The sequence below is a fragment of the Streptomyces sp. NPDC048383 genome (assembly GCF_040651775.1).
GTDB lineage: Bacteria > Actinomycetota > Actinomycetes > Streptomycetales > Streptomycetaceae > Streptomyces.
The window spans coordinates 142,741-169,683 of record NZ_JBEZKS010000009.1 but is presented as its reverse complement, the minus strand read 5'-3'; the positions used below and the strand labels follow the sequence as shown (position 1 = coordinate 169,683).

Sequence of the window (26,943 nt, the reverse complement as noted above, 5' to 3'; positions counted from 1 at the left end):
GGGCGTTATGGCGGTGTCGTGTCCCATCTCCCCGGAGGGCGATTTAGCGCTCCTCGGGCTATTTTTCCCGGGGGGGGGGCCCCCCCCCCGGGGGGGGGGGCCCCCCGCGCCACGTTCGGAGCCCCCTCGTGTCCAAGATCCCCTACTTCGTCCTCGCCGTCGGCGCGCTGGTGGCCGCGGTGTGCCTGCTGCGGCGGCGGACGGTCCTGCGCGGGCGCGGGGTCGCCGTCACGGCCCGCTGCGCCGCGGTGCGTCGACCCGCGGCCGGCGGGGAGGCCCGGATGACGTTGCGCTACCCCGCGCCGGACGGCCGGACCCGCACCCACGAGGCGGGCGAACGGGAGTGCCCGCCGGGAACCCGCGAGGGCGACCCGGTGGAGGTGCTGTACGACCCCCGGGACCCGGCCCGGGCCGGGACGGCGCTCACGGCCCGGAGGTCCCCCTGGCGGCAGTGGGACCTGTACGCCCTGATGGGCGTGTCCCTCGGGGTCGCGGTGGCGGCGGCGCTCGGTTGACGCGGGGGCGGGGTGGGGGCGCTGCCGGTGGGGGTCAGGTCAGGGTCGCGTCCAGGATGCGGGACCACTGGGCCACCACGCGGGCGCGGCGGGCCGTGTCGTCGGTGAGGACGTTGGCCAGGCCGAGGCCGCGGGCCATGTCCAGGAAGCCCTGCACGGTCTCCCGTACGCCGGGCACGGACTCGTCGGCGAGCAGCAGCTCCACCGCGATCCGGTGGGTCTCGCGGCCCACGCGGGCTTCGAGCTCGGTGACCTGCGGGCGCAGTTGCTCCTCGTTGGAGGCGGCGACCCACAGTTGCAGCGCGGCCCGGAACAGGGCACCCGTGTAGAGGTCGACGATGGCCTCGACCACGGCCGGTCGGGGGGCCGGGGCGGCGTGGAACAGCTCGCGCAGGGCGGTGGAGCGTTCCTCGGCGACGAACGCGACGGCCGCGGTGAAGAGCGCTTCGCGGGTCGGGAAGTGGTGCTGGGCGGCGCCCCGGGAGACCCCGGCGCGTTCGGCGACGACGGCGACGGTGGAGCCCGCCCAGCCGTGTTCCGCGAGGCAGGCGACGGCGGCCTCCAGGAGGTGGCGTCGGGTGACCCGGCTGCGAGCCTGCTTGGGGCCGGTCACCGTACCCATGCCGCGTCCCGGCGCTCGAAGCGGGCGGTGATGCCCTCGCGGGCCTCCGCGGAGGCGAAGACGGCCGCGGACAACTCCGTCAGGCGGGCGCCGTCGCGGTCCAGGGACTCCCGTACGGCGGCGGTGGCCAGGGCCTTGGTGGTGGCGAGGGCCTGCGGGGCGGCGCGGCGCAGGCCGTCGAGGACGGGGGCGAGGGCGGTGTCCACGTCGTCCTCGGCGTGCAGGGTGAGCAGGCCGATGCGGGTGGCTTCGGCCGGGCCGAAGGTTTCGGCGGTGAGGAAGTAGCGGGCTGCGGCGCGCGGGTCGAGGCGGGGCAGCAGGGTCGCGGAGATCACGGCGGGGGCGAGGCCGAGGTGGGTCTCGGTGAACGCGTACGAGGACTGCGGGCCGGCGGCGGTGATGTCGCAGGCGCCGAGCAGGCCGAGGCCGCCGGCGCGGACGTGGCCGGTGACGCGGGCCACGACCGGCTTCGGGAGCGCGGTCGTCTCGCGCAGGAGCGCGAGGAAGTCGGCGGGGTCGCAGGGGGACTTGAGGTCGGCGCCGGCGCAGAAGGTGTTGCCGGTGTGGGTGAGGACGATGGCCCGGGTGTCGGGGTCGGCGGCGGCTTCGGCGAGGGCCGTGCGGAGGTCTGCGACCAGCTGGGCGGAGAGGGCGTTGCGGGTGGCGGGGGCGTTGAGGGTGAGGGTGGTGACGGCGTTCGCCTGGCCGGCGGTTACTCGGGGGGGCATGGGTCCTCCGGACGGGCGGGGGTGGGGCGGGCGGGGCGGGTCGTGGGGGCGGGCGGGGACGGGGTGGGGTGCCGTCCGGGATGGGCATGATTTATGGCGCCCTTTCCGGGTCTGAGTGTGCGGGCGGCACCGGGCGCCAACAAATCACGTTTTACATCCCGGACGGCACCCCACCCCGTCCCCGCCCTCGGGTACGGGTCGAGCCCGTGGGGCGGCCCGCTTCGGTCCTGCCCTCGGGTGCGGTCGAGCCCGGGGGGCGGCCCGCTTCGGTCCTGCCCTCGGGTGCGGTCGAGCCCGGGGGGCGGGTCGCTTCGGTCCTGCCCTCGGGTGCGGTCGAGCCCGGGGGGCGGGTCGCTTCGGTCCTGCCCTCGGGTGCGGTCGAGCCCTGGGGCGGGTCGCCGGTGGCTTCGGACCCGCTTCGGGCGCTGGTGGGGGGTCAGTAGGACTTGGGGAGGCCCAGGGTTTGGTGGGAGATGAAGTTGAGGATCATTTCGCGGCTTACCGGGGCTATGCGGGAGACGCGGGCGGCGGTGATCAGGGCGGCCAAGCCGTACTCGCGGGTGAGGCCGTTGCCGCCCAGGGTGTGGACGGCCTGGTCGACCGCCTTGACGCAGGCTTCGGCGGCGGCGTACTTGGCCATGTTCGCCGCCTCGCCCGCGGCCATGTCGTCGCCCTCGTCGTAGAGGTGGGCGGCCTTCTGCATCATGAGGCGGGCGAGTTCGAGTTCGATGTGGGCGACCGCGAGCGGGTGCGCGATGGCCTGGTGGCTGCCGATGGGCTCGCGCCAGACCTGGCGGGTCTTCGCGTAGTCGACGGCCTTGGTGAGGGCGTGGCGGCCCATGCCGATGGCGAAGGCCGCCGTCATGATCCGCTCGGGGTTGAGGCCGGCGAAGAGCTGGAGGAGGCCGGCGTCCTCGTCGCCGACGAGGGAGGCCGCGGGCAGGCGGACCTCGTCCAGGGTGAGTTCGAACTGTTTCTCCGCCGCCTGGAGTTCCATGTCGATGACGGTCCGGCCGAAGCCGGGGGTGTCGCGGGGGACGATGAACAGGCACGGCTTGAGGGCCGGTGCGGCCCCGCTGGATGACGCGGTTTCGGTGCGACCGACGATCAGGGTGGCGTCGGCGATGTCCACGCCGGAGATGAAGACCTTGCGGCCGGTGAGGATCCAGTCGTCGCCGTCGCGGCGGGCGGTGGTGGTGATGCGGTGGGAGTTGGATCCGGCGTCGGGTTCGGTGATGCCGAAGGCCATCGTGCGGGTGCCGTCGGCGAGGCCGGGGAGCCAGGTCTGCTTCTGGTCGGCGGTGCCGAAGCGGGCGATGACCGTGCCGCAGATGGCGGGCGAGACGACCATCATGAGGAGCGGGCAGCCCGCCGCGCCGAGTTCCTCGAGGACGATGGAGAGTTCGGCGATGCCGCCGCCCCCGCCGCCGTACTCCTCGGGCAGGTTGACCCCGAGGTAGCCGAGGCCGGCGGCGTCGGCCCACAGTTCGTCGGGGTGACCGCCCTCGCGGACGACGCGGGCCAGGTAGTCACGGCCGTACTTGCGGCCGAGGGCGGCCACCGCCGTGCGCAGGGCCTGGTGTTCCTCGGTTTCGACGGTGGGGCTCATGGCTGCGTTTCCTCCTGGACTACGGCGAGCAGGGCACCGAACTCGACCTGTTGGCCGGGGGCGGCGTGGAGCGCGGTGAGCGTGCCGGAGGCGGGAGCGAGGACGCGGTGCTCCATCTTCATGGCCTCCAGCCAGAGCAGGGGCTGCCCGGCGGTGACGGCGGTACCGGGGGCGAGGCCCTCGGCGACGCGGACGACGGTGCCGGGCATGGGGGCGAGCAGGGAGCCGGGCGCGGTCTGGTCCTCGGGTTCGGGGAACCGGGGGACGGGGAGCAGGGTGTGCGCGCCGAGGGGTGAGTCGACGTGGATCTCGCCGGTGTGCGGATTGTGTTTCACGTGAAACACGCGGCGGATCCCGTCGAGTTCGAGGGTGACGAGGGTGGGTCGGGCGGCGAGGACCGTGATGTCGGGGTGGTCGACGAGGACGCCGCCGTGTTGGTAGCGGGCCGTGTACGTGGCGCCGGCCACCGTGTAGCGGCGGGTCTGCGGTTGGGAGCGGACGTTGCGCCAGCCGCCGAGGCGGCGGGCGAGGGAGGCGTCCGGGGCGGGGGCCGCCTCGGCGAGGGCGGCGGCGAGGACGGCCGTGGTGGGGTCCGGGGTGCCCGCGGTGAGGGCGGTGAGGTGGCGCTCGTAGAAGCCGGTGTCGGGCTGTCCGGTGGTGAACTCCGGGTGCCGCAGGGAGCGTACGAGGAGGTCCCGGTTGGTGGTCAGGCCGTGGACGCGGGCCCCCGCCAGGGCGTGGGCGAGGACGCGGACGGCTTCGGCACGGGTCGGGGCGTGGGCGATGACCTTGGCGAGCATCGGGTCGTAGTGCACGCCGACGGTGTCCCCGGCGGCGAAGCCGGTGTCGACACGGAGGCCGCCGGGGACGTCCAGGGTGTGCAGGACGCCCGTCTGGGGCCGCCAGTCGTGGGCCGGGTCCTCGGCGTAGAGGCGGGCCTCGACGGCGTGGCCGGTGGGCTCGGGCGGGGTGGGCGGCAGGGCGGCGCCCTCGGCGACGCGCAGTTGGTGGGCCACCAGGTCGAGGCCGAAGACGGCCTCGGTGACGGGGTGTTCCACCTGGAGGCGGGTGTTCATCTCCAGGAAGTACGGGCGGCCGTCGGCGGTGACGAGGAACTCGACGGTACCGGCGCCCTCGTAGGACACGGCGCGGGCGGCGGCGACGGCGGCCTCGTGGAGGCCGGCGCGCAGGGCGTCGGACAGGCCGGGTGCGGGGGCCTCCTCGATGACCTTCTGGTGCCGGCGCTGGAGGGAGCAGTCGCGGGTGCCGAGCGCCCAGACGGTGCCGTGGGCGTCGGCGAGGACCTGCACCTCCACGTGCCGACCGCGCTCCACGTACGGCTCGGCGAAGACCTCGCCGTCCCCGAAGGCGGAGAGGGCTTCGGCGGAGGCGGCGTCCAGGGACTCCTTGAGCGTGTCGAGGTCCCGCACGACGCGCATGCCGCGGCCGCCGCCGCCCGCCGCGGCCTTGAGCAGGAGGGGCAGGTCGGCGGCAGTGGCGGCGGCCGGGTCGACGGGGTCGAGGAGGGGGACGCCGGCGGCGCGCATGAGGTCCTTGGCCCGGGTCTTGGAGGCCATCGCCTCGATCGCCTCGGGGGGCGGGCCGATCCAGGTCAGGCCGGCGGCGCGGACCCGGCGGGCGAAGTCGGCGCTTTCGGAAAGGAATCCGTAGCCGGGGTGGACGGCGTCGGCGCCGGCCGTGCGGGCGGCCTCGATCAGCAGGTCGGCGCGCAGGTAGGTGTCGGCGGGGGCGGCGCCGGGCAGCCGGACGGCGGCGTCGGCGGACCGGACGTGCAGGGCGTCGGCGTCGGGGTCGGAGTGGACGGCGACGGTGGCGAGGCCGAGGGCGCGGGCCGTGCGCAGGATCCGTACGGCGATCTCGCCCCGGTTCGCGACGAGGAGGGAGGTGATGGTCATCTGCGGGCTCACATCCGGAAGACGCCGAAGCCGCCACGGGCGCCCTCGACGGGGGCGTTGTGGACGGCCGACAGGCACAGGCCGAGGACGGTGCGGGTGTCGCGGGGGTCGATGACGCCGTCGTCGTACAGCCGCCCGGACAGGAACGTCGGCAGGGACTCGGATTCGATCTGGGCCTCCACGAAGGCGCGCATCCCGGCGTCCTGTTCCTCGTCGTACGGGAGGCCCTTCGCGGCGGCGGACTGCCGGGACACGATGGACAGGACGCCGGCGAGTTGGGCCGGGCCCATGACGGCGGACTTCGCGCTGGGCCAGGCGAAGAGGAAGCGGGGTTCGTAGGCCCGGCCGCACATGCCGTAGTGGCCGGCGCCGTAGCTGGCGCCGATGAGGACGGACAGGTGCGGGACGCGGGAGTTGGAGACCGCGTTGATCATCATCGAGCCGTGTTTGACGATGCCGCCCTGCTCGTACTCCTTGCCGACCATGTAGCCGGTGGTGTTGTGGAGGAACACGAGCGGGATGTCGCGCTGGTTGGCGAGCTGGATGAACTGGGCGGCCTTCTGCGACTCGGCGCTGAACAGCACGCCCTGGGCGTTGGCGAGGATGCCGACCGGGTAGCCGTGCAGCGTGGCCCAGCCGGTGACGAGGCTGGGTCCGTAGAGGGGCTTGAACTCGTCGAAGTCGGAGGCGTCGACGATGCGGGCGATGACCTCGCGCGGGTCGAAGGGCGTCTTGAGGTCCGGCGGGACGATCCCGAGGAGTTCCTCCGGGTCGTACAGGGGCTCGGCGGCGGCCGGCGGGTCCTGGTACGGCTTGCGGTGGTTGAGGCGGGCCACGATGCGGCGGGCCCGGCGGATCGCGTCGTACTCGTCGAGGGCGTAGTGGTCGGCGAGGCCGGAGGTCCGGGCGTGCATGTCGGCGCCGCCGAGGGACTCGTCGTCGCTCTCCTCGCCGGTGGCCATCTTGACCAACGGCGGACCGCCGAGGAACACCTTCGAACGGTCCTTGATCATGACGGTGTGGTCGGACATGCCGGGGATGTACGCGCCGCCCGCGGTGGAGTTGCCGAAGACGACGGCGACGGTCGGGATGCCGGCGGCGGAGAGCCGGGTGAGGTCGCGGAAGATCGCGCCGCCCGGGATGAAGATCTCCTTCTGGGAGGGCAGGTCGGCGCCGCCGGACTCGACGAGGCTGACGCAGGGCAGCCGGTTCTGCCGGGCGATCTCGTTGGCCCGCAGGGCCTTCTTCAGGGTCCAGGGGTTGCTGGCGCCGCCGCGGACGGTGGGGTCGTTGGCGGTGATCAGGCACTCGACGCCCTCGACGGTGCCGATGCCGGTGACCATGGAGGCGCCGACCGGGTAGTCGCTGCCCCACGCCGCGAGCGGCGACAGCTCCAGGAACGGGGTGTCGGGGTCGAGGAGCAGCTCGACGCGTTCGCGGGCCAGGAGCTTGCCGCGGTCGCGGTGGCGGGCCGTGTACTTCTCGCCGCCGCCCGCGAGGGCCTTGTCGTGTTCGGCGCGCAGGGCGTCGAGGCGTTCCAGGGCGGCCGTACGGGCCGTCGCGTGCTCGGGGCTACGGGGGTCGACGGTGGTACCGAGGCGGGTCATGGACGGGTCCCCTCCGGGGCGGGCGGGAAGTCGGTCGGAGCGCCGGGGCCCTCCGGGGGCGGCGGGGGGTCGGTCGGGGTGGCGGGGCCCTCCGGGGGCGGCGGGGGGTCGGTCGGGGTGGCGGGGCCCTCCGGGGGCGGCGGGGGGTCGGTCGGAGCGGCGGGGCCCTCCGGGGGCGGCGGGGGGTCGGTCGGAGCGACGGGCCGGTGGGCGTTCGGGGGTGGCAGGAGGTCGGTCGGGATGTCGAGTCGGCGGGCGCGGAGCCATTCGCCGAGGGCCTTGGCCTGCGGGTCGAATCGGTGGCCGGAGGCGACGCCGGCGCCGAGGATGCCGGTGACGGTGAAGTTCAGGGCGCGCAGGTGGGGCAGTACGTGGCGGGTGACGGGGAGCTGCGCGGTCTCGGGGAGCAGGGCGCGCAGCACGTCCACGGTGAGCGTGCGGAGCAACCAGTCCCAGGCGGGGTCGCTCTCCACCCAGACGCCGATGTTGGCGTCGCCGCCCTTGTCGCCGCTGCGCGCGCCGGCGACCGCGCCGAGGGGGGCGCGGGTGGTGGGGGGCGGCGGGGTGTGCGGGCGCGCCGGGCTCTCCGGGTGTTCCGGACTCGGCGGGGGTGTGGAGTCCGGCGGGTTCTCCCCCGCCGGGGCGGGGGGTGCTTCCGGTGGCTGTGGCGCCGGGGGCCGTCGCGGGGGGCTCGGGATGGGGAGGCGGGTGCCATCGGGGAGGACGGCGGTGTGGGGGACGGCGTCGGCCGCGATGGGGGCCGAGGTGAAGACCCCGTACGGCTGGGCCGGTCCCGGTGGGGCGGTGACGTGGAACCCGGGGTAGCTGCCGAGGGCGAGTTCCACGGCCGCCGAGGTCAGCGCGCGGCCGACCCGGTCCGGGGACGGGTCGCGGACGACCAGGCGCAGCAGGGCGCTCGCGGTCTCCTCGGTGTCGGCGTCCTCGTGGTCGGTACGGGCCAGGGTCCAGGTGGCGCTCTCCACCCCCGCGAGGAGCTCCGCGAGTTGTTCGCGGACCAGGGCGGCCTTGGCTTCGATGTCCAGGCCGGTCAGGACGAAGACCACCTCGTTGCGCCAGCCGCCGATGCGGGTCACGCCCACCTTGAGGGTGTCCGGCGGGGCCTCGCCGCGGACCCCGCTGACCCGGACCCGGTCGCGCGCCGCGGCGGTGAGGCGGACGGTGTCCAGGCGGGCCGTCACGTCCGGGCCGAGGTAGCGGGCGCCCTGGGTCTCGTACAGGAGTTGCGCCGTCACCGTGCCCGGGGTGACGGCTCCGCCGGTGCCCGGGTGTTTGGTGATGACGGCCGACCCGTCCTCGGAGATCTCGGCGAGGGGGAAGCCGGGCCGGCGGACGTCGTGGGCGGTGAAGAAGGCGTAGTTGCCGCCGGTGGCCTGGGTTCCGCACTCCAGGACGTGGCCCGCGACGACCGCGCCGGCCAGTCGGTCCCAGTCGTCGGCCGCCCAGTCGAACCACCAGGCGGCCGGCCCGCTGACCAGGGCCGCGTCCGTCACCCGGCCGGTGACGACGACGTCGGCGCCGGCCCGTAGGCAGGCGGTGATGCCGGCCCCGCCGAGGTAGGCGTTGGCGGTGAGCGCGCCCTCCTCGTACGGCGTCAGGTCGTCGCCCTCGACGTGCGCGACGCGGACGGGGACGCCCGCCTCGGCCGCGAGGCCGCGGACGGCGTCGGCGAGGCCCGCCGGGTTGAGGCCGCCGGCGTTCGCGACGATCCGTACGCCCCGCTCGTGGGCCAGGGCCAGGGAGTCCTCCAGCTGGCGGACGAACGTCTTCGCGTAGCCGAGGCCGGGGTCCTTCAGGCGGTCGCGGCCGAGGATCAGCATGGTGAGTTCGGCGAGGTAGTCGCCGGTCAGGACGTCGAGGGGGCCGTCGGTCAGCATCTCGCGCATCGCGGCGAAGCGGTCCCCGTAGAAGCCGGAGGCGTTGCCGATGCGCAGGGGGCGGCGGCTCACCGCGACCCGGTCCGGGGACCGCGCCCGGGGCCGGCCGGGCCGGCGAAGGCCTGCGCGATGTCCAGCCACCGGTCGGCGTCGGCGCCGGTCGCCGTCAGCGCGAGGTCGTCACGGTGGGCACGCTGGGTGACCAACAGGCAGAAGTCCAGGGCCGGTCCGGTGACCCGCTGGTCCGCGTCCGGCGGGCCGTACGTCCAGGGTTCGCCGCCGTCCGGCGCCCGCAGTTCCACCCGGAACTCCGCCGGGGGCGCCGGCAGGCCCCGTACCGCGTACGCGTAGTCGCGGGCCCGTACGCCGATCCGGGCGACGTGCCGCAGCCGGCCGGTCGGGACGCGGCGCACGCCGAGGGCGTCGGCGACGTCCTGGCCGTGGGCCCAGGTCTCCATAAGGCGGGCGCCGGCCATCGAGTTGGCCTTCATGGGCGGCCCGTACCAGGGGAAACGGGCGTCGGGCGAGGCCGCGTCGAGGGCGGCGTCGAGGGCGACCCGGCCGGCCCGCCAGCGGTCGAGCAGTTCGTCGGGCGGCAGCGCGGCGCCCTCGGCGGCGCCGTCGTCGACGAAGGAGTCGGGGGCCTTGAGGGCCTCCCGCACCAGCTCACCGAAGCCGTCGGCGTCGGTGAGGGCGAGCAGCGAGGCCCGGTCGGTCCAGTGCAGGTGGGCGATCTGGTGGGCGATGTCCCAGCCGCTCGCGGGCGTGGCCCGCGCCCAGTCGGCGGCGGGCAACTCCGCTACGAGGGAGTCGAGTTCACCACCCTCCGCCCGGAGATCGGCGAAGACGGCGACGGCGGACGGATCGGGCACGGTTGCGCTCCCCTGCTCGGCGTGGGGGGAAGCCTGGCACTCGCGGCAGAAACAATCAAGCATGCTTGCATGATTTCTTGGAGCGACCCCGTCCCGCCCCGCGGACCGACCCCGTCCGGCCGCGCGGACCGCCCCCTTCCCGCCAACCGGGCCAACCGGGGCGCACGGGAAGGGATTTGCCCTAAGGGTCGGTCCGGCCGGGCCAGGGCCCACCGCGGGCTCCGGGGCGGGTGGAGGGGTTTCGGTCGGGGCGGTCGGAGGGCCGGGGGCGCGCGTGCCGGCGCGTCGATACTGGGGGCTTCGCTCCGGGCCCGGGAGTGCGTCGTCGCAGCCGAACACGTCCATGTCACCTCGACGAAGAGGATGAACCGCCGTGAAGCCAGCCGACCCGTCCGACCCGGCCACCCCGGAAACCCCGCACACCCCGCACGCCCCGCACGCGGACTCCCTCTACCCCGAGCTCGACGCCGTCGCGCTCGGGGCCTTCGCCGCCGCGCTGGAGAGCGGGGACGCCGGCGGGTTGCCGCCCGCGCGGGCCGCCGAGGTGGCGGCCGTCCGGTCCGTCGCCGTCTTCAGTCGGGGCCGGGTGACCGGCGCCGGCGGGGTACTGCTCGACGCCGCGCTGTGGCGGCGCAAGGGCTCCGGGCCGCGGCCGGTCGTGGTGATGCCCGCGCCGTGGACGAACCTGGGCTGGGTCGCGTACGCGGTCCGGGCCGGCGCGTTCGCGGCCCGCGGCTACGACGTCCTCGCCTACACCCCCCGCGGCTTCGGCGCCTCCGCGGGCCGGGCCGACGCCGCCGGTCCGCTCGACGTCGCCGACGGCAGCCGCGCTCTGGACCACCTGCTGGAACGCGCCGCCGGGCCCGTCACCCGGATCGGGTTCCTGGGCGTCTCCTACGGCGCCGGCATCGGCCTGCTCGTCGCCGCGCACGACCCCCGGGTGGACGCGGTCGGCGCGTTCAGCGGCTGGGGCGACCTCGGCGAGGTCCTCGTGGAGAACGCCACCCGGCGCGTCGGCGCCGTACGGGCCCTGCTGACGGCGGCCGGCCGGGCCCGGCTGAGCCCGGGGACGGAGCGCGCGCTGGAGGACGTACTGGCCGGCCGCGACCTCGACGGCGCCCTGCGCTGGGCGGAGGAACGTTCCCCCTTCGGTCACGTCAAGGAGTTCAACCGGCGCCGGCTGCCGGTCTTCCTCTCCCACGCCTGGCACGAGACGCTCCTCCCGGCGAACCAGACCCTCAAGCTGTTCGACGAACTCACCGGCCCCAAGCGCCTCGTCCTGTCGGTCGGCGACCACGCCGGTCCCGGCGCCGGCGGCCTGCTCGGCCTCCCGGACCGGGTCTGGACGGACGCCCACCGCTGGTTCGACCACCACCTCCTGGGCCGCGCGGCCGGCGGCGCCGACGAGGGTCAGATCGCGGCCGAGGTGATGTGGAGCGGGACCGTCGAGCACCGGCCCACCCGCCACGCCCTCACCCGGCGGACGAGGCGGCTCCACCTGACCGGCGGCGGCCAACTCGCCGACCGGCCCGAGGCGGGCTGGACCGCCGGCCTGCTGTGCGGGGTGGACACCCCGACGGCCGTCGCCGACGAGGTCGTCCGCTCCGGCTACGCGGAGATGGCGGGCCGCCCCAAGGTCTACCCGGCCGGCGACATCGACCGCGCGGTGGCCGCCGTATGGGTCGGCGCCCCCGCCGAGGACACCCTGCGGCTGCGCGGGATCCCCCGGCTGCGGGTCACCTACCGGGCCGCGAACCCGGGTTCCAGTTTCGTCGCCCACCTCATGGACCTGGCGCCCGACGACTCGGCCCGCCTGGTCACGCACGCCCCGTTCAGCGACCTCCGATCGGCCCCGGACAGCCTGGTCGGCGCGGACATCGAGCTCCAGGCCACCGCGTACGACGTCCCGCGCGGGCACCGCGTGCTGCTGGTGATGGTCGGCCGCGACGCCCTCTACGCCGACGCCAACCTGCCCCGCGCCTCCCTCGCCTTCACCTCGCCCGAGGCCACCCCGTCCTACCTGGACCTCCCGCTGGGCTGAGCCCGGCGCCCCCGGCCCGGCCCCGCCGGGTCCGGGCCGGGGGCCGATCGGCCGGAGCGGGTCAGCAGACCTTTCCGGGGCCGGCGGCCGTGGCGCGCAGGAGGTCGCGCAGCAGGTCGAAGTCGATCCGGTCCGGGTGGCGGAAGCGCAGGCAGGCCTTGCCCATGTCGTGCCCGGCGAGGCGTTCGGCGAAGGCGTCCCGGACGTCGGTGCGCATCAGGTAGACGGACACGTACTGCTTCTGGTCGGCCCAGGCGACCTCGCCGGCGGGCTCGCCGGGCCGGACGTACGCGGGCATCCCGTACGCGATGACCTCCTCGAAGCCGGTCAGCTCGGCCCGGCACAGCTCCCGCAGCCGGGTCAGGGCCGGGCGGCGCGCGTCGGGGGCGGCGTCGAGGTAGGCGGCGACGGGGTCGGCGGGGGCCGGGTCGGCGGGTGCGGCGGGGTCCATCAGGACACCCCTTCCTTGGAGCCGGGCTGCGCGCGTCGGCCGAGTTGGGAGCGGACCGCGCCCATGCTGGCCGCGATCACCAGGGCGATGGCGAGGGCGTCCAGGGGCGACATCGCCTGGTTCAGGACCAGGAAGCCGGCGGTCGCCGCGATGGCGGGTTCCAGGCTCATCAGGATGGCGAAGGTGGGGGCGGGCATCCGGCGCAGGGCCAGCAGTTCCAGCGTGTACGGCAGCACCGAGGACAGCACGGCCACGCCGAGGCCCAGCGCCAGGGTGCTCGGCACGAGCAGGGCGGAGCCGGACTCGAAGACGCCCAGCGGCAGCGAGATGACCGCGGCGACGGCCATGGCCAGGGCCAGTCCGTCGGCCTGCGGGAACCGCCGGCCGGTGCGCGCGCTGAAGACGATGTACGCGGCCCACATCGCGCCCGCCCCGATCGCGAAGGCGGCGCCCGCCGGGTCGAGGGAGCCGAACCCGAAGCCGCCCCCGCCGTGTCCGGAGAGCAGGACGACGCCGCCGAGGGCGAGGCCCGCCCACAGCAGGTTCACCAGGCGCCGCGAGACGATCACCGACAGGGCCAGCGGGCCGAGGACCTCCAGGGTGACGGCGGGGCCGAGCGGGATGCGGTCGATGGACTGGTAGAAGAGGCCGTTCATGCCGGCCATGGCCACGCCGAAGGCCACGACGGTGCCCCAGTCGGAGCGGCTGTAGCCGCGCACCTTGGGCCGGCAGATGAGCAGCAGCACCAGTGCGGCGGCGGCCAGCCGCAGCGTGACGACGCCGGCCGCGCCCGCCCTCGGCATGATCATGACCGCGAGGGCGGCCCCGAACTGCACCGAGATCCCGGCCGACACCACCAGCGCCACCGGCCCGAACCGGGCCCGGGCGGACGTCGGGGCGGGCCCGGCGGGGGCCGGCCGCGCGGCCCCGGTGGCGGACGCGCCCGCGGTGGCGGTGGCGGATGTTTCCGGGGAGGACGGTGAGGTCGTCGGGGACGAGGAGGGTGCGGGCATGAAACCAGCCTAAGGGGTACGTAAGGGCCGTGACGCGGTGTCCTTCCTTACAGCCCTTGCGCCAGGAGTTCCGCCAGGTGCCGGGCCCGGTGCCCGCCGAGCTGGGCGATCTGGGTCCGGCAGGAGAACCCGTCGGCGAGGACCGCCGCGTCGGGTCCGGCGGCGCGCAGCGACGGCAGCAGTTGTTCCTCCGCGCACGCCACCGACACGGCGTGGTGGCCCGGCTCGAAGCCGAAGTTGCCCGCCAGGCCGCAGCAGCCGCCGCTGAGCCGGCCGGTGAGTCCGGCCCGCTCCCGCAGCCGCCGGTCGGCGGCGTCGCCGAGGACGGCGTGCTGGTGGCAGTGGGTCTGACCGGCGACGGGCCGGTCCAGCCGGGGCGGCGTCCACTGCGGGGCGTACTCCTCCAGGGTCTCCGCGAAGGTGCGCACCGCCGCCGCCAGGCGCCGGGCGCGCGGGTCGTCGGGGAGCAGGGCGGGCAGGTCGGCGCGCAGGGCCGCCGCGCAGCTGGGTTCCAGGACGAGGACGGGTCCGGTCACCTCCCCGAGGGCGTCCAGGGTGCGGCGCAGGACGGTGCGGGCCCGGTCGGGGCGGCCGGTGGACAGCAGGGTGAGTCCGCAGCAGACCCGGCCGCGCGGGACGGCGACGGTGAGCCCGGCCGCCTCCAGGACCCGTACGGCGGCCCGGCCGGCCTCGGGGGCGAGGTGCTCGGTGAACGTGTCGGGCCACAGGGTCACGACGGGCCCCGCACCGGCCCCGGGTCCCGGCCGCCGCCCCCACCACCGGGTGAACGGGGTCCGGGCCACCGCCGGCAGGGGTCGTTCGCGGGTGAGCCCGGGGACGGGCAGCAGCCGGGCGGCGGCGTTGACCAGCGGCGCCGCGCGCAGCGCCGCGACCGGCCGGAGCAGGTCGGGGAGGCCGCCGAGCAGGTAGTGGGCGAGCGGGCGGATCCGGCCCGCCCAGTGGTGGTGCAGGAACTCGGCCTTGTACGCGGCCATGTCCACGCCGACCGGGCAGTCGCTGCGGCAGCCCTTGCAGCCGAGGCACAGGTCCAGGGCCTCGGCGACCTCGGTGGAGCGCCAGCCGTCGGTGACGATCTCCCCGGCCAGCATCTCGTGCAGCAGCCGGGCCCGGCCGCGCGTGGAGTGCCGTTCGTCGCCGGTGACCCGGTACGTCGGGCACATCACCGACGGCCCGCCGGCCGTCTCGGTGCGGCACTTGGCGACGCCGACGCAGCGGGCGACCTCCCCGGCGAACGGGGTGTCGGGCAGCACGGCGAAGCGGAGGTTCTCGTCGAGCCGGGCGGGCCGCACCAGCATCCCCGGGTTCATGCCGCCGGCCGGGTCCCACAGGTCCTTGTAGGCGCCGAAGAGCCGGATGACCTCGGGGCCGTACGTCTTCGGCAGCAGTTCGGCCCGGGCCTGCCCGTCCCCGTGCTCCCCCGACAGGGAGCCGCCGTGCGCGGCGACCAGTTCGGCGAGTTCCTCCGAGAAGGTCCGGAAGCGGGCCACGCCGGCGGTGGTGACCAGGTCGAAGTCGATCCGGACGTGGACGCAGCCCTCCCCGAAGTGTCCGTACGGGGTGCCGCGCAGCCCGTGCTCCGCCAGCAGGGCGCGGAACGCGCGCAGGTAGGCGCCGAGCCGGGCGGGCGGTACCGCGCAGTCCTCCCAGCCGGGCCAGGCCATGGTGCCGTCGGGCATCCGGGTGGCCGTCCCGGCCGCGTCCTCCCGGATCCGCCACAGGGCGCGCTGCGCCGCCGGGTCGGTGACGAGCAGCGCGTTGACGGTGTCGGCGGCCCGCAGCAGGGTGCGGGCGGCGCCCTCGTCGGGCATCTCCACGAACAGCCAGGCGCCGCCGGCGGGGAGCCCCGGGGCCCCGCGGACCAGGTCCCGGGCCATCCCCTCGACGGTGAGCGGCCCGTACGGCAGGAGCCCGGCGGCGGCGTCGGCGGCCGCGCCCTCGTCGGCGTACCCGAGGACGGCGAGGACGGGCGCGGGCGGCAGTGCGACGAGGCGCACCACCGCCTCGGTGACCACGCCGAGGGTGCCCTCGCTGCCGCAGAAGGCGCGGGCGGCGCCGACGCCGCGTTCGGGCAGCAGCGCGTCCAGGGCGTAGCCGGAGATCCGCCGGGTGAAGCGGGCGCCGTCCGGGGCGCCGGACGCGGCCGAACCACCGAAACCCGTACGGAGCACCGCGAGGTTGCCCTCGACGAGTTCCCGCAGCCCGGCGGGCGTGCCGGCCCAGCCGGTGCCGAGCCGGTGGCCGGCGCCCCCGTACGCGGTGACGGACAGCTCGATGACGTTGTCGGCGGTGGTGCCCCGGGCGACGGAGTGGGCGCCGCAGGCGTTGTTCCCGATCATCCCGCCGAGGGTGCAGCGGGAGTGCGTGGAGGGGTCGGGGCCGAAGGTGAGCCCGTGCGGGCGGGCCGCTTCGGTCAGCCGGTCGAGGACCAGCCCGGGTTGGACGACGGCCGTCCGGGCCGCGGGGTCGAGGGAGACGAGGGCGTTCATGTGCCGGGTGAGGTCGAGGACCACGCCGGTGCCGGTCGCCTGCCCGGCGATGGAGGTGCCACCGCCGCGCGGCACGACGGGGACCCCGGCGTCGGCGCAGATCCGCAGGGCGGTGGCCACGTCCTCGGCGTCGCGCGGGGTGACCACGCCGACCGGGACGCGGCGGTAGTTCGAGGCGTCCATGGTCACCAGCGCGCGGGCGGCGGCCCCGAAGTCGACCCCGCCGCGCAGGTTCGCCCGCAATGTCCGTTCCAGTTCCCCGGGTGTCGTCACGGCGCCCACCCTGCCACCGCGCCGGCGTGTCTCATTCGCTGGACGCGTTTCCGGTGCGCGGACCCGGACCCGATACGCTCCGCTCGTGGCTGAGATCCAGATTCCCGCTGACATCAAGCCCGCCGACGGACGCTTCGGCGCGGGCCCCTCCAAGGTGCGGACCGAGGCGCTGGACGCCCTCGCCGCCACCGGTACCTCCCTGCTCGGAACCTCCCACCGCCAGGCCCCGGTCAAGAACCTGGTCGGCTCGGTGCGCGAGGGCCTGCGGGACCTCTTCTCCCTTCCCGAGGGCTACGAGGTGATCCTGGGCAACGGCGGCTCCACCGCCTTCTGGGACATCGCGACCCACGGACTGATCGAGCAGAAGTCCCAGCACCTGACCTTCGGCGAGTTCTCGTCCAAGTTCGCCAAGGCCGCCAAGCTCGCGCCGTGGCTGGACGCGCCGTCCGTGATCTCCTCCGACCCGGGCACGCACCCCGAGCCGGTCGCCGAGGCGGGCGTGGACGTGTACGCGTACACGCACAACGAGACCTCGACGGGTGTCGCGGCGCCGATCAAGCGCGTCGCCGGCGCCGACGAGGGGGCGCTCGTCCTGGTGGACGCGACCTCGGGCGCCGGTGGCCTGCCGGTGGACATCACCGAGTCCGACGTCTACTACTTCGCGCCGCAGAAGTCCTTCGCCTCCGACGGCGGCCTGTGGCTGGCGGCGTTCTCGCCGGCGGCCCTGGAGCGCGCGGCCCGCGTGCACGCCTCCGGCCGGCACGTCCCGGAGTTCTTCTCGCTGCCGACGGCGATCGACAACTCGCTGAAGAACCAGACGTACAACACCCCGGCGCTGTCCACGCTCTTCCTGCTGGACCAGCAGCTGCGGTGGATGAACTCCCAGGGCGGCCTGGAGTTCACGACCGGCCGTACGGCGGCCAGCGCGAGGAACCTGTACGGCTGGGCCGAGGCCTCGAAGTACGCGAGCCCGTTCGTCCAGGACGCCGCCAAGCGGTCCGCCGTCATCGGCACGATCGACTTCTCGGACGACATCGACGCGGCCGCGGTCGCCAAGGTGCTGCGCGCGAACGGCGTCGTGGACACCGAGCCGTACCGCAAGCTCGGCCGCAACCAGCTGCGCGTCGCGATGTTCCCGGCCATCGACCCGGCGGACGTGCAGGCGCTGACCGCGTGCGTCGACTACGTGATCGAGCAGCTCTGACCCGACCGACGGGCCCACCGGCCCGCCCCGCCCGGAGCCCCCGGTGACCTCGCGTCACCGGGGGCTCCGGCGTTCCCGGGGCGCCCGCAACCCACTCCTCCGCCGGGACCAAGGTCCCAAAAATGGGGGCAAAGCCGCAGTAAACAACGGCCCCTTGGAGGCCCTGCCGCCTGCCGCTTCGCGCCGGGGGACCTTCGACCACCCCCTCCCCCGCCCCTCGGGAGCCCTGCAACCGGGCGCCCCGGATGTCCCTCATGTCTGGTGTGCCGGGAAACATCCCGGCCCGTTCACGAGGAGATTTCATGCGCAAGGCACTCAGCATCTCGGCGATCGTCCTCGCCTCGTCGATGGCCCTCGGCGGCACCGCGACCGCCTTCGCCGCCGACACCATCTCGCTGGCGACCGACTCCAGCCCCACCGCCCGCCCGACGCAGACCGGCCTGAAGCTGTCGACCTCGGCGGCCAAGCCCGGCGACTCGATCTCGTTCGAGATGCAGGTGCCGGACGGCTCGACGCACCTGTCCGTCTCCTCCGAGGCCCTGGGCGACGTACGGATGACGGACGGCCGGGGCGGCACCGCCAAGGTCGCCGACGTCAAGGAGGGCAGCTACGGCGTCTCCCTGACCGGCACCGGCCCCGACGGGGCCGGGCTCCAGGCCACCGCCCGGATCGTCGTCAAGGCGGCCGCCCCGAAGCCCACCCCGGCGCCGTCCACCCTCCGGCTGTCCCAGGACTCCGGCCGGCCCGGCGACCGGATCACCGTCACCGTGCGGACCACCGCGAAGGACGCCGCCGTCAAGTCCGCGGCGTTCACCGGCGGACAGGTCGACCTGAAGGGCGACGGCAAGGGCACCTTCACCGGCACCGCCACCGTCGCCCCGGACGTCAGGACCGGCTACTACGGCGTCGACGCCTACGCGGGCGGCAACAAGTTCGACACCGTGAAGTTCTCCACCGAGGGCAAGACCACCCCGGAGGTGAAGCCCGTGAAGCCGGACGTGAAGCCCGTCCAGCCGCTGCGCCCCAGCGAGCACCGGACGCCCAAGGGCTCCGTGAACACCGGCCAGGCCCCCGCCGGCTCCCCCGTCGGCGCCGACGCCGAGCCCTTCCGTGGCTGAGCGCACCTCCCTCCGCCCGGGCGGCCGGCGCACCCACCGTGCGGCCGCCCGGGCCGGGGCCCGGCCCCTGGCCCTCGTCCCCGCCCTCGTCCTGGTGCTCGGCGCCGCGTCGGCCGGCTGCTCGGGCGGCGCCGGCGCCGCGCGGGCCGCCGGACCCAGTGGCCCCGCCGCCCCGGCCGCCTCCGTCCTCGGGCCTGCCGTACCGGACCGGATCGAGATCCCCGACCTCAAGGTCGACGCCCCCCTCGACACCGTCGACCTCGACGCCCGGGGCGTCATGCGGGAACCCGACTTCGCCAAACCCGACGACGCCGCCTGGTACCGGCAGGGCCCCACCCCCGGCGAGCGGGGCGCCGCCGCGATCGTCGGCCACATGGACACCCCGCAGACCCCCGAGGCCGTCTTCTTCAACCTCAAGGAACTGAAGAAGGACCAGAAGATCGAGGTCCACCGCACCGACGGCACCACCGCCGTCTTCGCCGTCGACGCGGTCGACACCTTCAAGAAGGACGCCTTCCCCACCGACCGCGTCTACGGCGACACCCACGGCCGGGCCGAACTGCGCCTGATCACCTGCGGCGGCGACCTCACCGCCGACCGCCACTGGGACGCGAACGTCGTCGTGTTCGCGCACCTCACGGGCAAGGCCTAGCCCCGTACGCGATACCTTCAGCAGTTCGGGGCAGGCTCGGGGGTTCCGGGCCGGCGAGTTCTTGGAGGCAGCGGCGTGAGCGTGCGAGTGACGGCGGCACAAAGTGGCGTGGACCCCTTCGGGACCGCACGACTGCGGCGCGGGGTGCTCGACGCCTGGGGCGCGGGCCCGGCCCGGTTCCGGGAGGACGCCAACGCCGAGGAGGACCTTGCGCTCGGCGGCTACCGGGACCGGCTCGTCGTCGAACTGGCGCAGAACGCCGCCGACGCGGCCGCCCGCGCCAAGGTCCCCGGCCGGCTGCGGCTGACCCTGCACCCCGGCGAGGGCGGCCACGCCGTGCTCGCCGCCGCCAACACCGGGGCCCCGCTGGACGCGACGGGCGTGGAGTCGCTGAGCACCCTGCGGGCCTCCGCCAAACGCGAGGCGGGCGGCGCCGGCGAGACCGTCGGCCGTTTCGGCGTCGGCTTCGCCGCCGTCCTGGCCGTCTCCGACGAACCGGCGGTGCTCGGCCGGCACGGCGGCGTGCGCTGGTCCCTCGCCGAGGCCCGCGAAATGGCCCGGGACGCCTCCAACGGCAGCCCCGGCCTCGGCGACGAACTGCGCCGCCGCGACGGCCACGTCCCGCTGCTGCGGCTGCCGTTGCCCGCCGAGGGCACCGCACCCGAGGGCTACGACACCGTGGTCGTCCTGCCGCTGCGCGACGCCGCCGCCGAGGAACTGGTGGAGCGGCTGCTGGCCGGCATCGACGACGCCCTGCTCCTCACCCTGCCCGGGCTGCGCGAGGTCGTCGTGGAGACCCCGGCCGCCGGACACCGCGTGCTGTACCGGACCACCGACGGCCCGTACACCGTCATCGAGGACTCCGCCTCCGGCACCCACCGCTGGCGCACCGTGCGCCACAGCGGCCCCATCGAGCGGGAACTCCTCGCGGACCGGCCCGTCGAGGAACGGCTGCGCCCCGTCTGGACGGTGACCTGGGCCGCCCCCGTCGACGCCGACGGCGCCCCCCGGCGTCCCCGTACCGCGCCCGTCGTGCACGCGCCGACCCCCACCGACGAACCGCTCGGCATCCCCGCCCTGCTCATCGCCTCGCTGCCGCTCGACACCTCGCGCCGGCACCCCGCCCCGGGGCCCCTGACCGACTTCCTGGTGGAGCGGGCGGCCGACGCGTACGCCGAACTCCTGGGCGCCTGGGACCCGGTGACCACCGCCCTCGTCGACCTGGTGCCCGGCCCCCTCGGCAAGGGCGAACTCGACGGGGCCCTGCGCGCGGCCGTCCTGCGGCGCCTGCCCCGCACCGCCTTCCTCGCCCCGGCGGTCCCCGCCGAGGAGAGCGCCGCCGAGGACGCTGAAAACGCCGAGGGTGCCGAACCCGGCGGCCGGGCCGCCCTGCGCCCCTTCGAGGCCGAGGTCGTCGAAGGGGCGGGCGCCGACACCGTACGGGTCCTCGCCGAGGTGCTGCCGACCCTGCTGCCCGCCGGGCTGGAACGCCGCCCCGAGCTGCGCACCCTCGGGGTCGGCCGGCTGCCGCTGGGGGACGCCATCGAGCGGATCGCCGGCATCGAGCGCACCCCGCAGTGGTGGCACCGGCTCTACGACAGCCTCGCCGGCGTCGACCCCGACCGGCTCTCCGGGCTGCCCGTCCCGCTCGCCGACGGCCGCACCGCGATCGGCCCGCGCCACCTGCTGCTGCCCGGCACCGACACCCCCGCCGACCTGGCCCGGCTGGGCCTGAAGGTGGCCCACCCGGACGCCGCGCACCCGCTGCTGGAGAAGCTCGGCGCCCTGCCCGCGACCCCGCGCGCCGTCCTGACGACCCCGCAGATCCGGGCGGCCGTCGCCGGCTCCCTCGATGTCGGGGAGATCTGGGACGAGGACGCCCTCGACGCCGACGAACTCGCCGAGGTCGTCCTGACCCTGGTCCGCGACGCCGGCCTGGCCGCCGGCGACGAGCCCTGGCTGGGCGCGCTGGCCCTGCCCGACGAGGACGGCGAACTCACCCCGGCCGGCGAACTCCTGCTCGCCGGCAGCCCCTTGGCCTCCGTACTGCGCGAGGACGAAATCCCCTACCTGGACGCCGAGTTGGCCGAGCGGTGGGACGCCGAGACGCTGGCCGCCTGCGGGGTACTGACCGCCTTCCAGCTGGTCCGCGCCACCGACGTCGTCCTCGACCCCGACGAAATGGAGCCCCGCGACGGGGACTTCGCCGAGCCTGACGACGTCGGCCTGCTGGACGCCGTCGACGTCTGGTGCGAGGACCTCCTCGACCAGTTCCCCGACACCCCCGTCCCGCCGGTGGCCACCGAGCTCGTCGCCGTCCGCGACCTCGACCTCGTCGACGACGACCGCTGGCCGCAGGCCCTGGCGATGCTGGCGCAGCCCCCGCTGCGCGACGCCCTCGTCCAGCCGGTGCGGATCCTGCTCCCCGACGGCACGACGCAGTCGGTGCGCCCGTACACCGCCTGGTGGCTGCGCGACCACCCCGTGCTCGACGGCCGCCGCCCCGCCGGACTGCGCGCGGCGGGCGGGGATCCGCTGCTGGAGGGGCTGTACGCGCCGGCCGACGCGACCGGCTTCGAGGACGAGCAGGTGCTGCGGGCACTCGGCGTACGCACCACCGTGCGGGCCCTGCTGGAGGAGCCCGGCGGCGCGGCCGAGCTGCTGACCCGGCTCGCCGACCCGGACCGCGAGGTGACGGGCGGCCGGCTGCACGGCCTGTACGGGGCGCTGGCCGATCTGGACCCGGAGCAGGTGACGCTGCCGGACGAGCTGCGGGCCGTGGTGGACGGCGAGGTCGTCGTGGTCGACGCGGCGGACGCGCTCGTCGCGGACGCCCCCGACCTGCTGCCGCTGACCGCCGGCCTGCCGCTGCTGCCGGTGGCACCGGCCCGGGCGGCCGACCTGGCGGACCTGCTCCAGGTGCGGCGCCTTTCGGACACCGTCCCGGCGGAGGTGACCACCCCGGGCGAGGAGCACGAGGTACCGGAGTCCGTACGGGTCCTGCTGGGGCCGGCGGCCCCGCCGACGTACCTGGAGCACGAGGAGCTGATCGCGGGCGGCGTCGAGCTGGACTGGCGCCGCACCCCGGACGGCACCCTGCACGCGGCCACCCTGGAGGGCGTCGCGGCCGGCCTGGCCTGGGCGGCGCACCAGTGGCCCCGCCGCTTCGAGGTCGCGGCCCTGCTGGAGGACCCGTCGCGCACGGCGGAACTGGCCCGCGACCGCTGGTTCGACTGACGCCCGTACGGCGGCCCGGACGGTGACGCCCGGGCCGCCGCGCTACGCCGGGAACCTGCGGTCGACCCAGCGGAACCCGCACTCGATCAGGGCCGCGGCCCCGACGGCGATGGCGACCGCGATCCACGGCATGGTCACGCCCACCAGCTTGAGCTGGAAGAACTCCTGGAGCCACGGCACGACCAGGACGATCAGGAAGGCGCCGCCCATCGCGCCGACCAGTCCGACGCGCCACCACGTGTACGGACGGGCGATGATCGCCAGGACCCACATCGAGGTCAGGAACAGGGTCAGCGTCGCCGCGCTGGTCTCGGCGTTCAGGGCGTCCGGGCCGGTGTAGTGGGCGCGGGCGACGACGTAGGTGATGAAGGTGGCCGTGGCCGCGATGACGCCGCCGGGGATGGCGTAGCGCATGACCCGTTTCACGAAGTGCGGCTTGGCGCGCTCCTTGTTCGGGGCCAGCGCGAGGAAGAACGCCGGGATGCCGATGGTCAGCGTCGACAGCAGGGTCAGGTGGCGCGGCAGGAACGGGTACTCGACCTGCGAGCAGACCACGAGGACAGCCAGCAGCACCGAATAGACCGTCTTGGTGAGGAAGAGCGTGGCGACGCGGGTGATGTTGCCGATGACGCGGCGGCCCTCGGCGACCACGGACGGCAGGGTGGCGAAGCTGTTGTTGAGCAGGACGATCTGGGCGACGGCCCGGGTCGCCTCGGATCCGGAGCCCATGGAGACGCCGATGTCGGCGTCCTTGAGGGCGAGGACGTCGTTGACGCCGTCGCCGGTCATGGCGACGGTGTGGCCGTTGGACTGGAGGGCGCCGACCATGTCCCGCTTCTGCTGCGGGGTGACCCGGCCGAAGACCGAGTTCCCGTCGAGGACGGCGGCCATCCCGGTGCGTTCGGTGGGCAGCCCCCGGGCGTCGACGGTGTTCTGGGCGCCGGGCAGGCCGAGCTTGCCGGCGACCGCGCCGACGGAGACGGCGTTGTCACCGGAGATGACCTTGGCCTTGACGTCCTGGTCCTCGAAGTAGCGCAGGGTGTCGGCGGCGTCGGGGCGCAGCCGCTGTTCGAGGACGATCAGGGCGGTGGGCCGGGCGCCGGCGGCGACGGCGGCGTCGTCGAGTTCGCGGGTGGCGCGGGCCAGCAGCAGGACGCGCAGGCCCTGCTCGTTGAGGCCGTCGATCTCCTCCAGCGCGGGGTCTCCGGCGGGCAGGAGGACGTCGGGGGCGCCGAGCAGCCAGGTGTTGTTCTCGCCGTCGCCCTCGCTGAAGCTGGCGCCGCTGTACTTGCGGGCGGAGGAGAACGGCAGCGACTCGGTGCAGCGCCACTCGGCGCTGTCGGGGTAGGCGTCGATGATGGCCTGGAGGCTGGCGTTGGGGCGGGGGTCGGACTCGCCGAGGGCGCCGAGGACCTTCTTGACGTGGCCGGGGTCCGCGCCGCCGAGCGGACGGAGCTCGGTGACGTCCATGCCGCCCTCGGTGAGGGTGCCGGTCTTGTCGAGGCAGACGACGTCGACACGGGCGAGGCCCTCGATGGCGGGCAGTTCCTGCACGAGGCACTGCTGGCGGCCGAGCCGGATGACGCCGATGGCGAAGGCGACGGAGGTGAGGAGGACGAGCCCCTCGGGGATCATCGGGACGATGCCGCCGACGGTACGGGCGATGGCGTCCTTGAGGTTGTTCTCCTTGACGACGAGCTGGCTGATGATCAGCCCGATCGAGGTCGGGATCATCATCCAGGTGACGTACTTGAGGATGGTGGAGATGCCGGAGCGCAGCTCGGAGTGGACGAGGGTGAAGCGGGAGGCCTCTTCGGCCAACTGGGCGGCGTAGGCCTCGCGGCCGACCCTGGTGGCGGTGAAGGCGCCGCCGCCGGCGACGACGAACGAGCCGGACATGACCTGGTCGCCGGGCTTCTTCAGGACGGGGTCGGCCTCGCCGGTGAGCAGGGACTCGTCGATCTCCAAGCCGTCGGCCTCGCCGACGACGCCGTCGACGACGACCTTGTCGCCGGGGCCGAGTTCGATGACGTCGTCGAGGACGATCGCGGAGGTGGAGATCTCCGCGGTGGCTCCGTCGCGCCGGACGCTGGGTTTGGCCTCGCCGATGAGGGCGAGCCCGTCGAGGGTCTTCTTGGCGCGCAGTTCCTGGATGATGCCGATGCCGGTGTTCGCGATGATCACGAAGCCGAAGAGGCTGTCCTGGATGGGCGCGACGATCAGCATGATCACCCACAGGACGCCGATGATGGCGTTGAAGCGGGTGAAGACGTTCGCGCGAACGATCTCGGTGGTGGAGCGCGAGGAGCGGACGGGCACGTCGTTGACGTCCCCGCGGGCGACCCGTTCGGCGACCTGCGCCGCACTGAGCCCCTCCGGCGTGAAGCGGGGTGCGGGCGGTTTGACGGGGTGCACCGGATCGAGTTCGGCTCCCGCGTCGATGGCGGCGCCGGCCCGCTCCGGCCCGCCCTGCTCGGTCTTCGCCCGCTGCGTCATGCTTCCGACCGTAAACGGGGTGCGAACGGTTCACCCGCCGAGCGGTCGGAAGATCCGACCTGAGGATGAGCCGAATCCTCCCCTGGTCGCCCGGTGCGCCGCCCGTGTCTCCCCCGCCGCGGCTACCGGTCGGCGTCGGGGTCGGCGGCCGCGGCGGCGGCGTGCCTCTTGAGGGCGGCGTCGCGACCGCGGACGTACCAGACGCCGATGAGGCCGAGGCCGCCGCCGGCCGCGCAGGTCCACAGCCACCACAGCAGCTCGCGGTCGGCGAACCAGCCGTAGAACGGGAGCTGGACGACGAAGAGGGCGAACCAGAGGATCGTTCCGCCCGTGACGGTGGCCACCACCGGACCCTCAAGGGGCTCGGGCGCCTCGTGTGTCGCTGTCCACTTCGCCATGCCGACCAGTCTAGGTGGCCCCTTTCTGGGTCTACGCGCGGAGATGGACTGGCCTCCAGTGATGTGTTCATACTGAAACGGTTTGCCTAAGGCCTGATTCGTTCGTACGAACCACCTAATAGACCAGTTTGAGGACCGCATGAGCACCTCGGCACCCGCCGCGGCCCCCACCACCGGCCTGGACCGCTACTTCAAGATTTCGGAGCGCGGTTCGACCGTCGCCCGCGAGGTCCGGGGCGGTCTGGCCACCTTCTTCGCGATGGCCTACATCATCGTGCTCAACCCGATCATCCTGGGCAGCGCGAAGGACATGTACGGGCACCAGCTCGACGGCGGCCAGCTCGTCACCGCCACCGTCCTGACGGCCGCCTTCACCACCCTGCTCATGGGCGTGATCGGCAACGTCCCGATCGCGCTGGCGGCCGGTCTCGGCGTCAACACCGTCGTCGCCCTCCAGCTCGCCCCCCGGATGAGCTGGCCGGACGCCATGGGCATGGTCGTCCTCGCCGGCTTCGTGGTGATGCTGCTGGTCGCCACCGGCCTGCGCGAGCGGGTCATGAGCGCCGTCCCGCTGGGCCTGCGCAAGGGCATCGCGATCGGCATCGGCCTGTTCATCATGCTGATCGGCCTGGTCGACTCCGGGTTCATCTCCCGCATCCCGGACGCCGCGCACACCACCGTCCCGCTCCAGCTCGGCGGCAACGGCCACCTGCACGGCTGGCCGGTACTGATCTTCGTGGTCGGCGTCCTGCTCACGCTGGCCCTGCTGATCCGCAGGACGCCCGGCGCGATCCTGATCTCCATCGTGGTCATGACCGCGATCGCCGTCGGCGTCCAGCTGATCACCGACCTGCCGGGCCTCGCCTGGGGCCTGACCGTGCCCGAGTGGCCGGGCAACCCGGTGGCCGCGCCCGACTTCGGGCTCGTCGGTCAGGTCAGCCTGTTCGGCGGCTTCGGCAAGGTCGGCCTGGTCACCGGCATCCTGTTCGTCTTCACCGTGCTGCTGTCCTGCTTCTTCGACGCGATGGGCACCATCCTCGGCGTCGGCGACGAGGCCAAGCTGATCGACGCCGACGGCAACTTCCCCGACATCAACAAGGTGCTGCTGGTCGACGGCCTGGCCGTCGCCGCCGGCGGCGCGACCTCGTCCTCGGCCACCACCTGCTTCGTCGAGTCCACGGCGGGCGTCGGCGAGGGCGCCCGGACGGGCCTGGCCAACGTGGTGACGGGCGGCCTCTTCGCCGTCGCGCTGTTCCTCACGCCGCTCGCCACGATGGTCCCCTCCCAGGCCGCCACCCCCGCCCTCGTCGCGGTCGGCTTCCTGATCCTGGCCGGCTCGGTCAAGGACATCGACTGGAGCGACTTCACCATCGCCGTCCCGGCCTTCCTGGCCATGGTGACGATGCCCTTCACCTACTCGATCACCAACGGCATCGGCATCGGCTTCATCAGCTTCTGCGTCCTGCGGGCGGCGACGGGCCGCGGCCGCGAGGTCCCGGTCGCGATGTACGCCGTGTCGGCGGTCTTCGTCTTCTACTACGCGATGCCCGCCCTCGGCCTCACGTAGAGCCCCGCCCTCACGCGGTACCCCGCCCCACGGCCTCACGTGAGGCCGTAGAACTTCTCCGTCTCGTCGACCGCGGTCTTGAACCGCTCGTCGAAGTCATCGCGAATGAGCGTCCGGACGACATAGTCCTGGACGCTCATTCCGCGTTTGGCGGCATGGTGCCGGAGCCGCTCCAGCAGCTCCCCGTCTATGCGCATGCTCAGCACATGTGTCCCCATGCCG

20 protein-coding genes are annotated in these 26,943 nt (G+C 74.6%); 7 read left to right on the top strand and 13 right to left on the bottom strand.

Annotated features, from left to right (window positions below; genetic code table 11):
• Positions 1–128: 128 nt before the first annotated feature.
• Positions 129–515: a DUF3592 domain-containing protein gene (locus AB0D46_RS09705; RefSeq protein ID WP_362876744.1), complete on the top strand. Its 387-nt coding sequence runs from the start codon at positions 129–131 to the stop codon at positions 513–515.
• 34 nt (positions 516–549) lie between these two features.
• On the opposite strand, the gene AB0D46_RS09700 is transcribed toward AB0D46_RS09705, so the two are convergent.
• The 7 genes from AB0D46_RS09700 to AB0D46_RS09670 form a co-directional block, all read right to left on the bottom strand.
• Positions 550–1,137, bottom strand: a complete 588-nt coding sequence (locus AB0D46_RS09700) for a TetR/AcrR family transcriptional regulator (protein WP_362876743.1) — start codon at positions 1,135–1,137, stop codon at positions 550–552.
• Entirely contained in the window at positions 1,125–1,865 is a 741-nt protein-coding gene (locus tag AB0D46_RS09695) for an enoyl-CoA hydratase family protein (RefSeq protein ID WP_362876742.1), read from the bottom strand. Before AB0D46_RS09695 ends, AB0D46_RS09700 begins: the two co-directional genes overlap by 13 nt.
• A gap of 436 nt (positions 1,866–2,301) precedes the next feature.
• Entirely contained in the window at positions 2,302–3,474 is a 1,173-nt protein-coding gene (locus tag AB0D46_RS09690) for an acyl-CoA dehydrogenase family protein (protein ID WP_362876741.1), read from the bottom strand.
• Positions 3,471–5,390 carry a biotin carboxylase N-terminal domain-containing protein gene (locus AB0D46_RS09685; protein WP_362876740.1) on the bottom strand — a complete coding sequence of 640 codons (1,920 nt, stop codon included), beginning with the start codon at positions 5,388–5,390 and terminating at the stop codon, positions 3,471–3,473. The genes AB0D46_RS09690 and AB0D46_RS09685 overlap by 4 nt, the downstream gene beginning before the upstream one ends.
• A gap of 8 nt (positions 5,391–5,398) precedes the next feature.
• The gene (locus AB0D46_RS09680; RefSeq protein WP_362876739.1) at positions 5,399–6,997 is read right to left on the bottom strand and encodes a carboxyl transferase domain-containing protein; all 1,599 of its coding nucleotides are present in this window, start codon (positions 6,995–6,997) and stop codon (positions 5,399–5,401) included.
• Entirely contained in the window at positions 6,994–8,964 is a 1,971-nt protein-coding gene (locus AB0D46_RS09675; protein ID WP_362876738.1) for an acyclic terpene utilization AtuA family protein, read from the bottom strand. Before AB0D46_RS09675 ends, AB0D46_RS09680 begins: the two co-directional genes overlap by 4 nt.
• A complete protein-coding gene (locus AB0D46_RS09670) occupies positions 8,961–9,764 on the bottom strand; it encodes a TIGR03084 family metal-binding protein (RefSeq protein WP_362876737.1) in 804 nt (267 codons plus the stop codon). Before AB0D46_RS09670 ends, AB0D46_RS09675 begins: the two co-directional genes overlap by 4 nt.
• 373 nt (positions 9,765–10,137) lie before the next feature.
• On the opposite strand from AB0D46_RS09670, the gene AB0D46_RS09665 reads away from it, so the two are divergent.
• Complete coding sequence (locus tag AB0D46_RS09665) at positions 10,138–11,805, top strand: CocE/NonD family hydrolase (protein WP_362876736.1); 1,668 nt, start codon at positions 10,138–10,140, stop codon at positions 11,803–11,805.
• Between the two features lie 61 nt (positions 11,806–11,866).
• Here the strand turns inward: AB0D46_RS09665 and AB0D46_RS09660 are convergent, their stop codons facing one another.
• The 3 genes from AB0D46_RS09660 to AB0D46_RS09650 are packed head-to-tail and all read right to left on the bottom strand — an operon-like array spanning position 11,867 to position 16,049.
• The gene (locus AB0D46_RS09660) at positions 11,867–12,256 is read right to left on the bottom strand and encodes a DUF1801 domain-containing protein (protein WP_362876735.1); all 390 of its coding nucleotides are present in this window, start codon (positions 12,254–12,256) and stop codon (positions 11,867–11,869) included.
• Complete coding sequence (locus AB0D46_RS09655; RefSeq protein WP_362876734.1) at positions 12,256–13,269, bottom strand: EamA family transporter; 1,014 nt, start codon at positions 13,267–13,269, stop codon at positions 12,256–12,258. Before AB0D46_RS09655 ends, AB0D46_RS09660 begins: the two co-directional genes overlap by 1 nt.
• Before the next feature lie 47 nt (positions 13,270–13,316).
• Positions 13,317–16,049, bottom strand: a complete 2,733-nt coding sequence (locus tag AB0D46_RS09650) for an FAD-binding and (Fe-S)-binding domain-containing protein (protein ID WP_362876733.1) — start codon at positions 16,047–16,049, stop codon at positions 13,317–13,319.
• A gap of 85 nt (positions 16,050–16,134) precedes the next feature.
• Here AB0D46_RS09650 and serC point away from each other — a divergent pair, with 85 nt between their 5' ends.
• The 4 genes from serC to AB0D46_RS09630 all read left to right on the top strand — a co-directional run bounded on the left by serC (position 16,135) and on the right by AB0D46_RS09630 (position 22,260).
• A complete protein-coding gene (gene serC, locus AB0D46_RS09645) occupies positions 16,135–17,253 on the top strand; it encodes a phosphoserine transaminase (protein WP_362876732.1) in 1,119 nt (372 codons plus the stop codon).
• Positions 17,254–17,555: 302 nt separating this feature from the next.
• A complete protein-coding gene (locus AB0D46_RS09640) occupies positions 17,556–18,371 on the top strand; it encodes a hypothetical protein (protein ID WP_362876731.1) in 816 nt (271 codons plus the stop codon).
• Positions 18,364–19,023 carry a class F sortase gene (locus AB0D46_RS09635; protein ID WP_362876730.1) on the top strand — a complete coding sequence of 220 codons (660 nt, stop codon included), beginning with the start codon at positions 18,364–18,366 and terminating at the stop codon, positions 19,021–19,023. Before AB0D46_RS09640 ends, AB0D46_RS09635 begins: the two co-directional genes overlap by 8 nt.
• 75 nt (positions 19,024–19,098) lie before the next feature.
• Entirely contained in the window at positions 19,099–22,260 is a 3,162-nt protein-coding gene (locus AB0D46_RS09630; RefSeq protein ID WP_362876729.1) for a molecular chaperone Hsp90, read from the top strand.
• A 42-nt stretch (positions 22,261–22,302) separates the two neighbouring features.
• On the opposite strand, the gene AB0D46_RS09625 is transcribed toward AB0D46_RS09630, so the two are convergent.
• Together AB0D46_RS09625 and AB0D46_RS09620 are read right to left on the bottom strand one after the other, a co-directional pair.
• Positions 22,303–24,756 carry an HAD-IC family P-type ATPase gene (locus AB0D46_RS09625; protein ID WP_362876728.1) on the bottom strand — a complete coding sequence of 818 codons (2,454 nt, stop codon included), beginning with the start codon at positions 24,754–24,756 and terminating at the stop codon, positions 22,303–22,305.
• Between the two features lie 122 nt (positions 24,757–24,878).
• Positions 24,879–25,154: a DUF2530 domain-containing protein gene (locus AB0D46_RS09620; protein WP_362876727.1), complete on the bottom strand. Its 276-nt coding sequence runs from the start codon at positions 25,152–25,154 to the stop codon at positions 24,879–24,881.
• Between the two features lie 139 nt (positions 25,155–25,293).
• On the opposite strand from AB0D46_RS09620, the gene AB0D46_RS09615 reads away from it, so the two are divergent.
• Positions 25,294–26,721 (top strand): NCS2 family permease, encoded by a 1,428-nt coding sequence (locus AB0D46_RS09615; protein ID WP_362876726.1) that lies wholly within the window; start codon positions 25,294–25,296, stop codon positions 26,719–26,721.
• Between the two features lie 35 nt (positions 26,722–26,756).
• Here AB0D46_RS09615 and AB0D46_RS09610 read toward each other — a convergent pair whose 3' ends face one another.
• Positions 26,757–26,939 (bottom strand): ribbon-helix-helix protein, CopG family, encoded by a 183-nt coding sequence (locus tag AB0D46_RS09610; RefSeq protein WP_266574969.1) that lies wholly within the window; start codon positions 26,937–26,939, stop codon positions 26,757–26,759.
• Positions 26,940–26,943 lie beyond the last annotated feature (4 nt).

What these genes read in the sequence shown, in the direction of transcription:
- AB0D46_RS09690 (WP_362876741.1), bottom strand. Translation starts at nt 3,474, where the DNA reads ATGAGCCCCACCGTCGAAACCGAGGAACACCAGGCCCTGCGCACGGCG.
- AB0D46_RS09655 (WP_362876734.1), bottom strand. Translation starts at nt 13,269, where the DNA reads ATGCCCGCACCCTCCTCGTCCCCGACGACCTCACCGTCCTCCCCGGAA.
- AB0D46_RS09640 (WP_362876731.1), top strand. Translation starts at nt 17,556, where the DNA reads ATGCGCAAGGCACTCAGCATCTCGGCGATCGTCCTCGCCTCGTCGATG.
- AB0D46_RS09620 (WP_362876727.1), bottom strand. Translation starts at nt 25,154, where the DNA reads ATGGCGAAGTGGACAGCGACACACGAGGCGCCCGAGCCCCTTGAGGGT.
- AB0D46_RS09685 (WP_362876740.1), bottom strand. Translation starts at nt 5,390, where the DNA reads ATGACCATCACCTCCCTCCTCGTCGCGAACCGGGGCGAGATCGCCGTA.
- AB0D46_RS09625 (WP_362876728.1), bottom strand. Translation starts at nt 24,756, where the DNA reads ATGACGCAGCGGGCGAAGACCGAGCAGGGCGGGCCGGAGCGGGCCGGC.
- AB0D46_RS09700 (WP_362876743.1), bottom strand. Translation starts at nt 1,137, where the DNA reads ATGGGTACGGTGACCGGCCCCAAGCAGGCTCGCAGCCGGGTCACCCGA.
- AB0D46_RS09615 (WP_362876726.1), top strand. Translation starts at nt 25,294, where the DNA reads ATGAGCACCTCGGCACCCGCCGCGGCCCCCACCACCGGCCTGGACCGC.
- AB0D46_RS09660 (WP_362876735.1), bottom strand. Translation starts at nt 12,256, where the DNA reads ATGGACCCCGCCGCACCCGCCGACCCGGCCCCCGCCGACCCCGTCGCC.
- AB0D46_RS09680 (WP_362876739.1), bottom strand. Translation starts at nt 6,997, where the DNA reads ATGACCCGCCTCGGTACCACCGTCGACCCCCGTAGCCCCGAGCACGCG.
- AB0D46_RS09695 (WP_362876742.1), bottom strand. Translation starts at nt 1,865, where the DNA reads ATGCCCCCCCGAGTAACCGCCGGCCAGGCGAACGCCGTCACCACCCTC.
- AB0D46_RS09610 (WP_266574969.1), bottom strand. Translation starts at nt 26,939, where the DNA reads ATGGGGACACATGTGCTGAGCATGCGCATAGACGGGGAGCTGCTGGAG.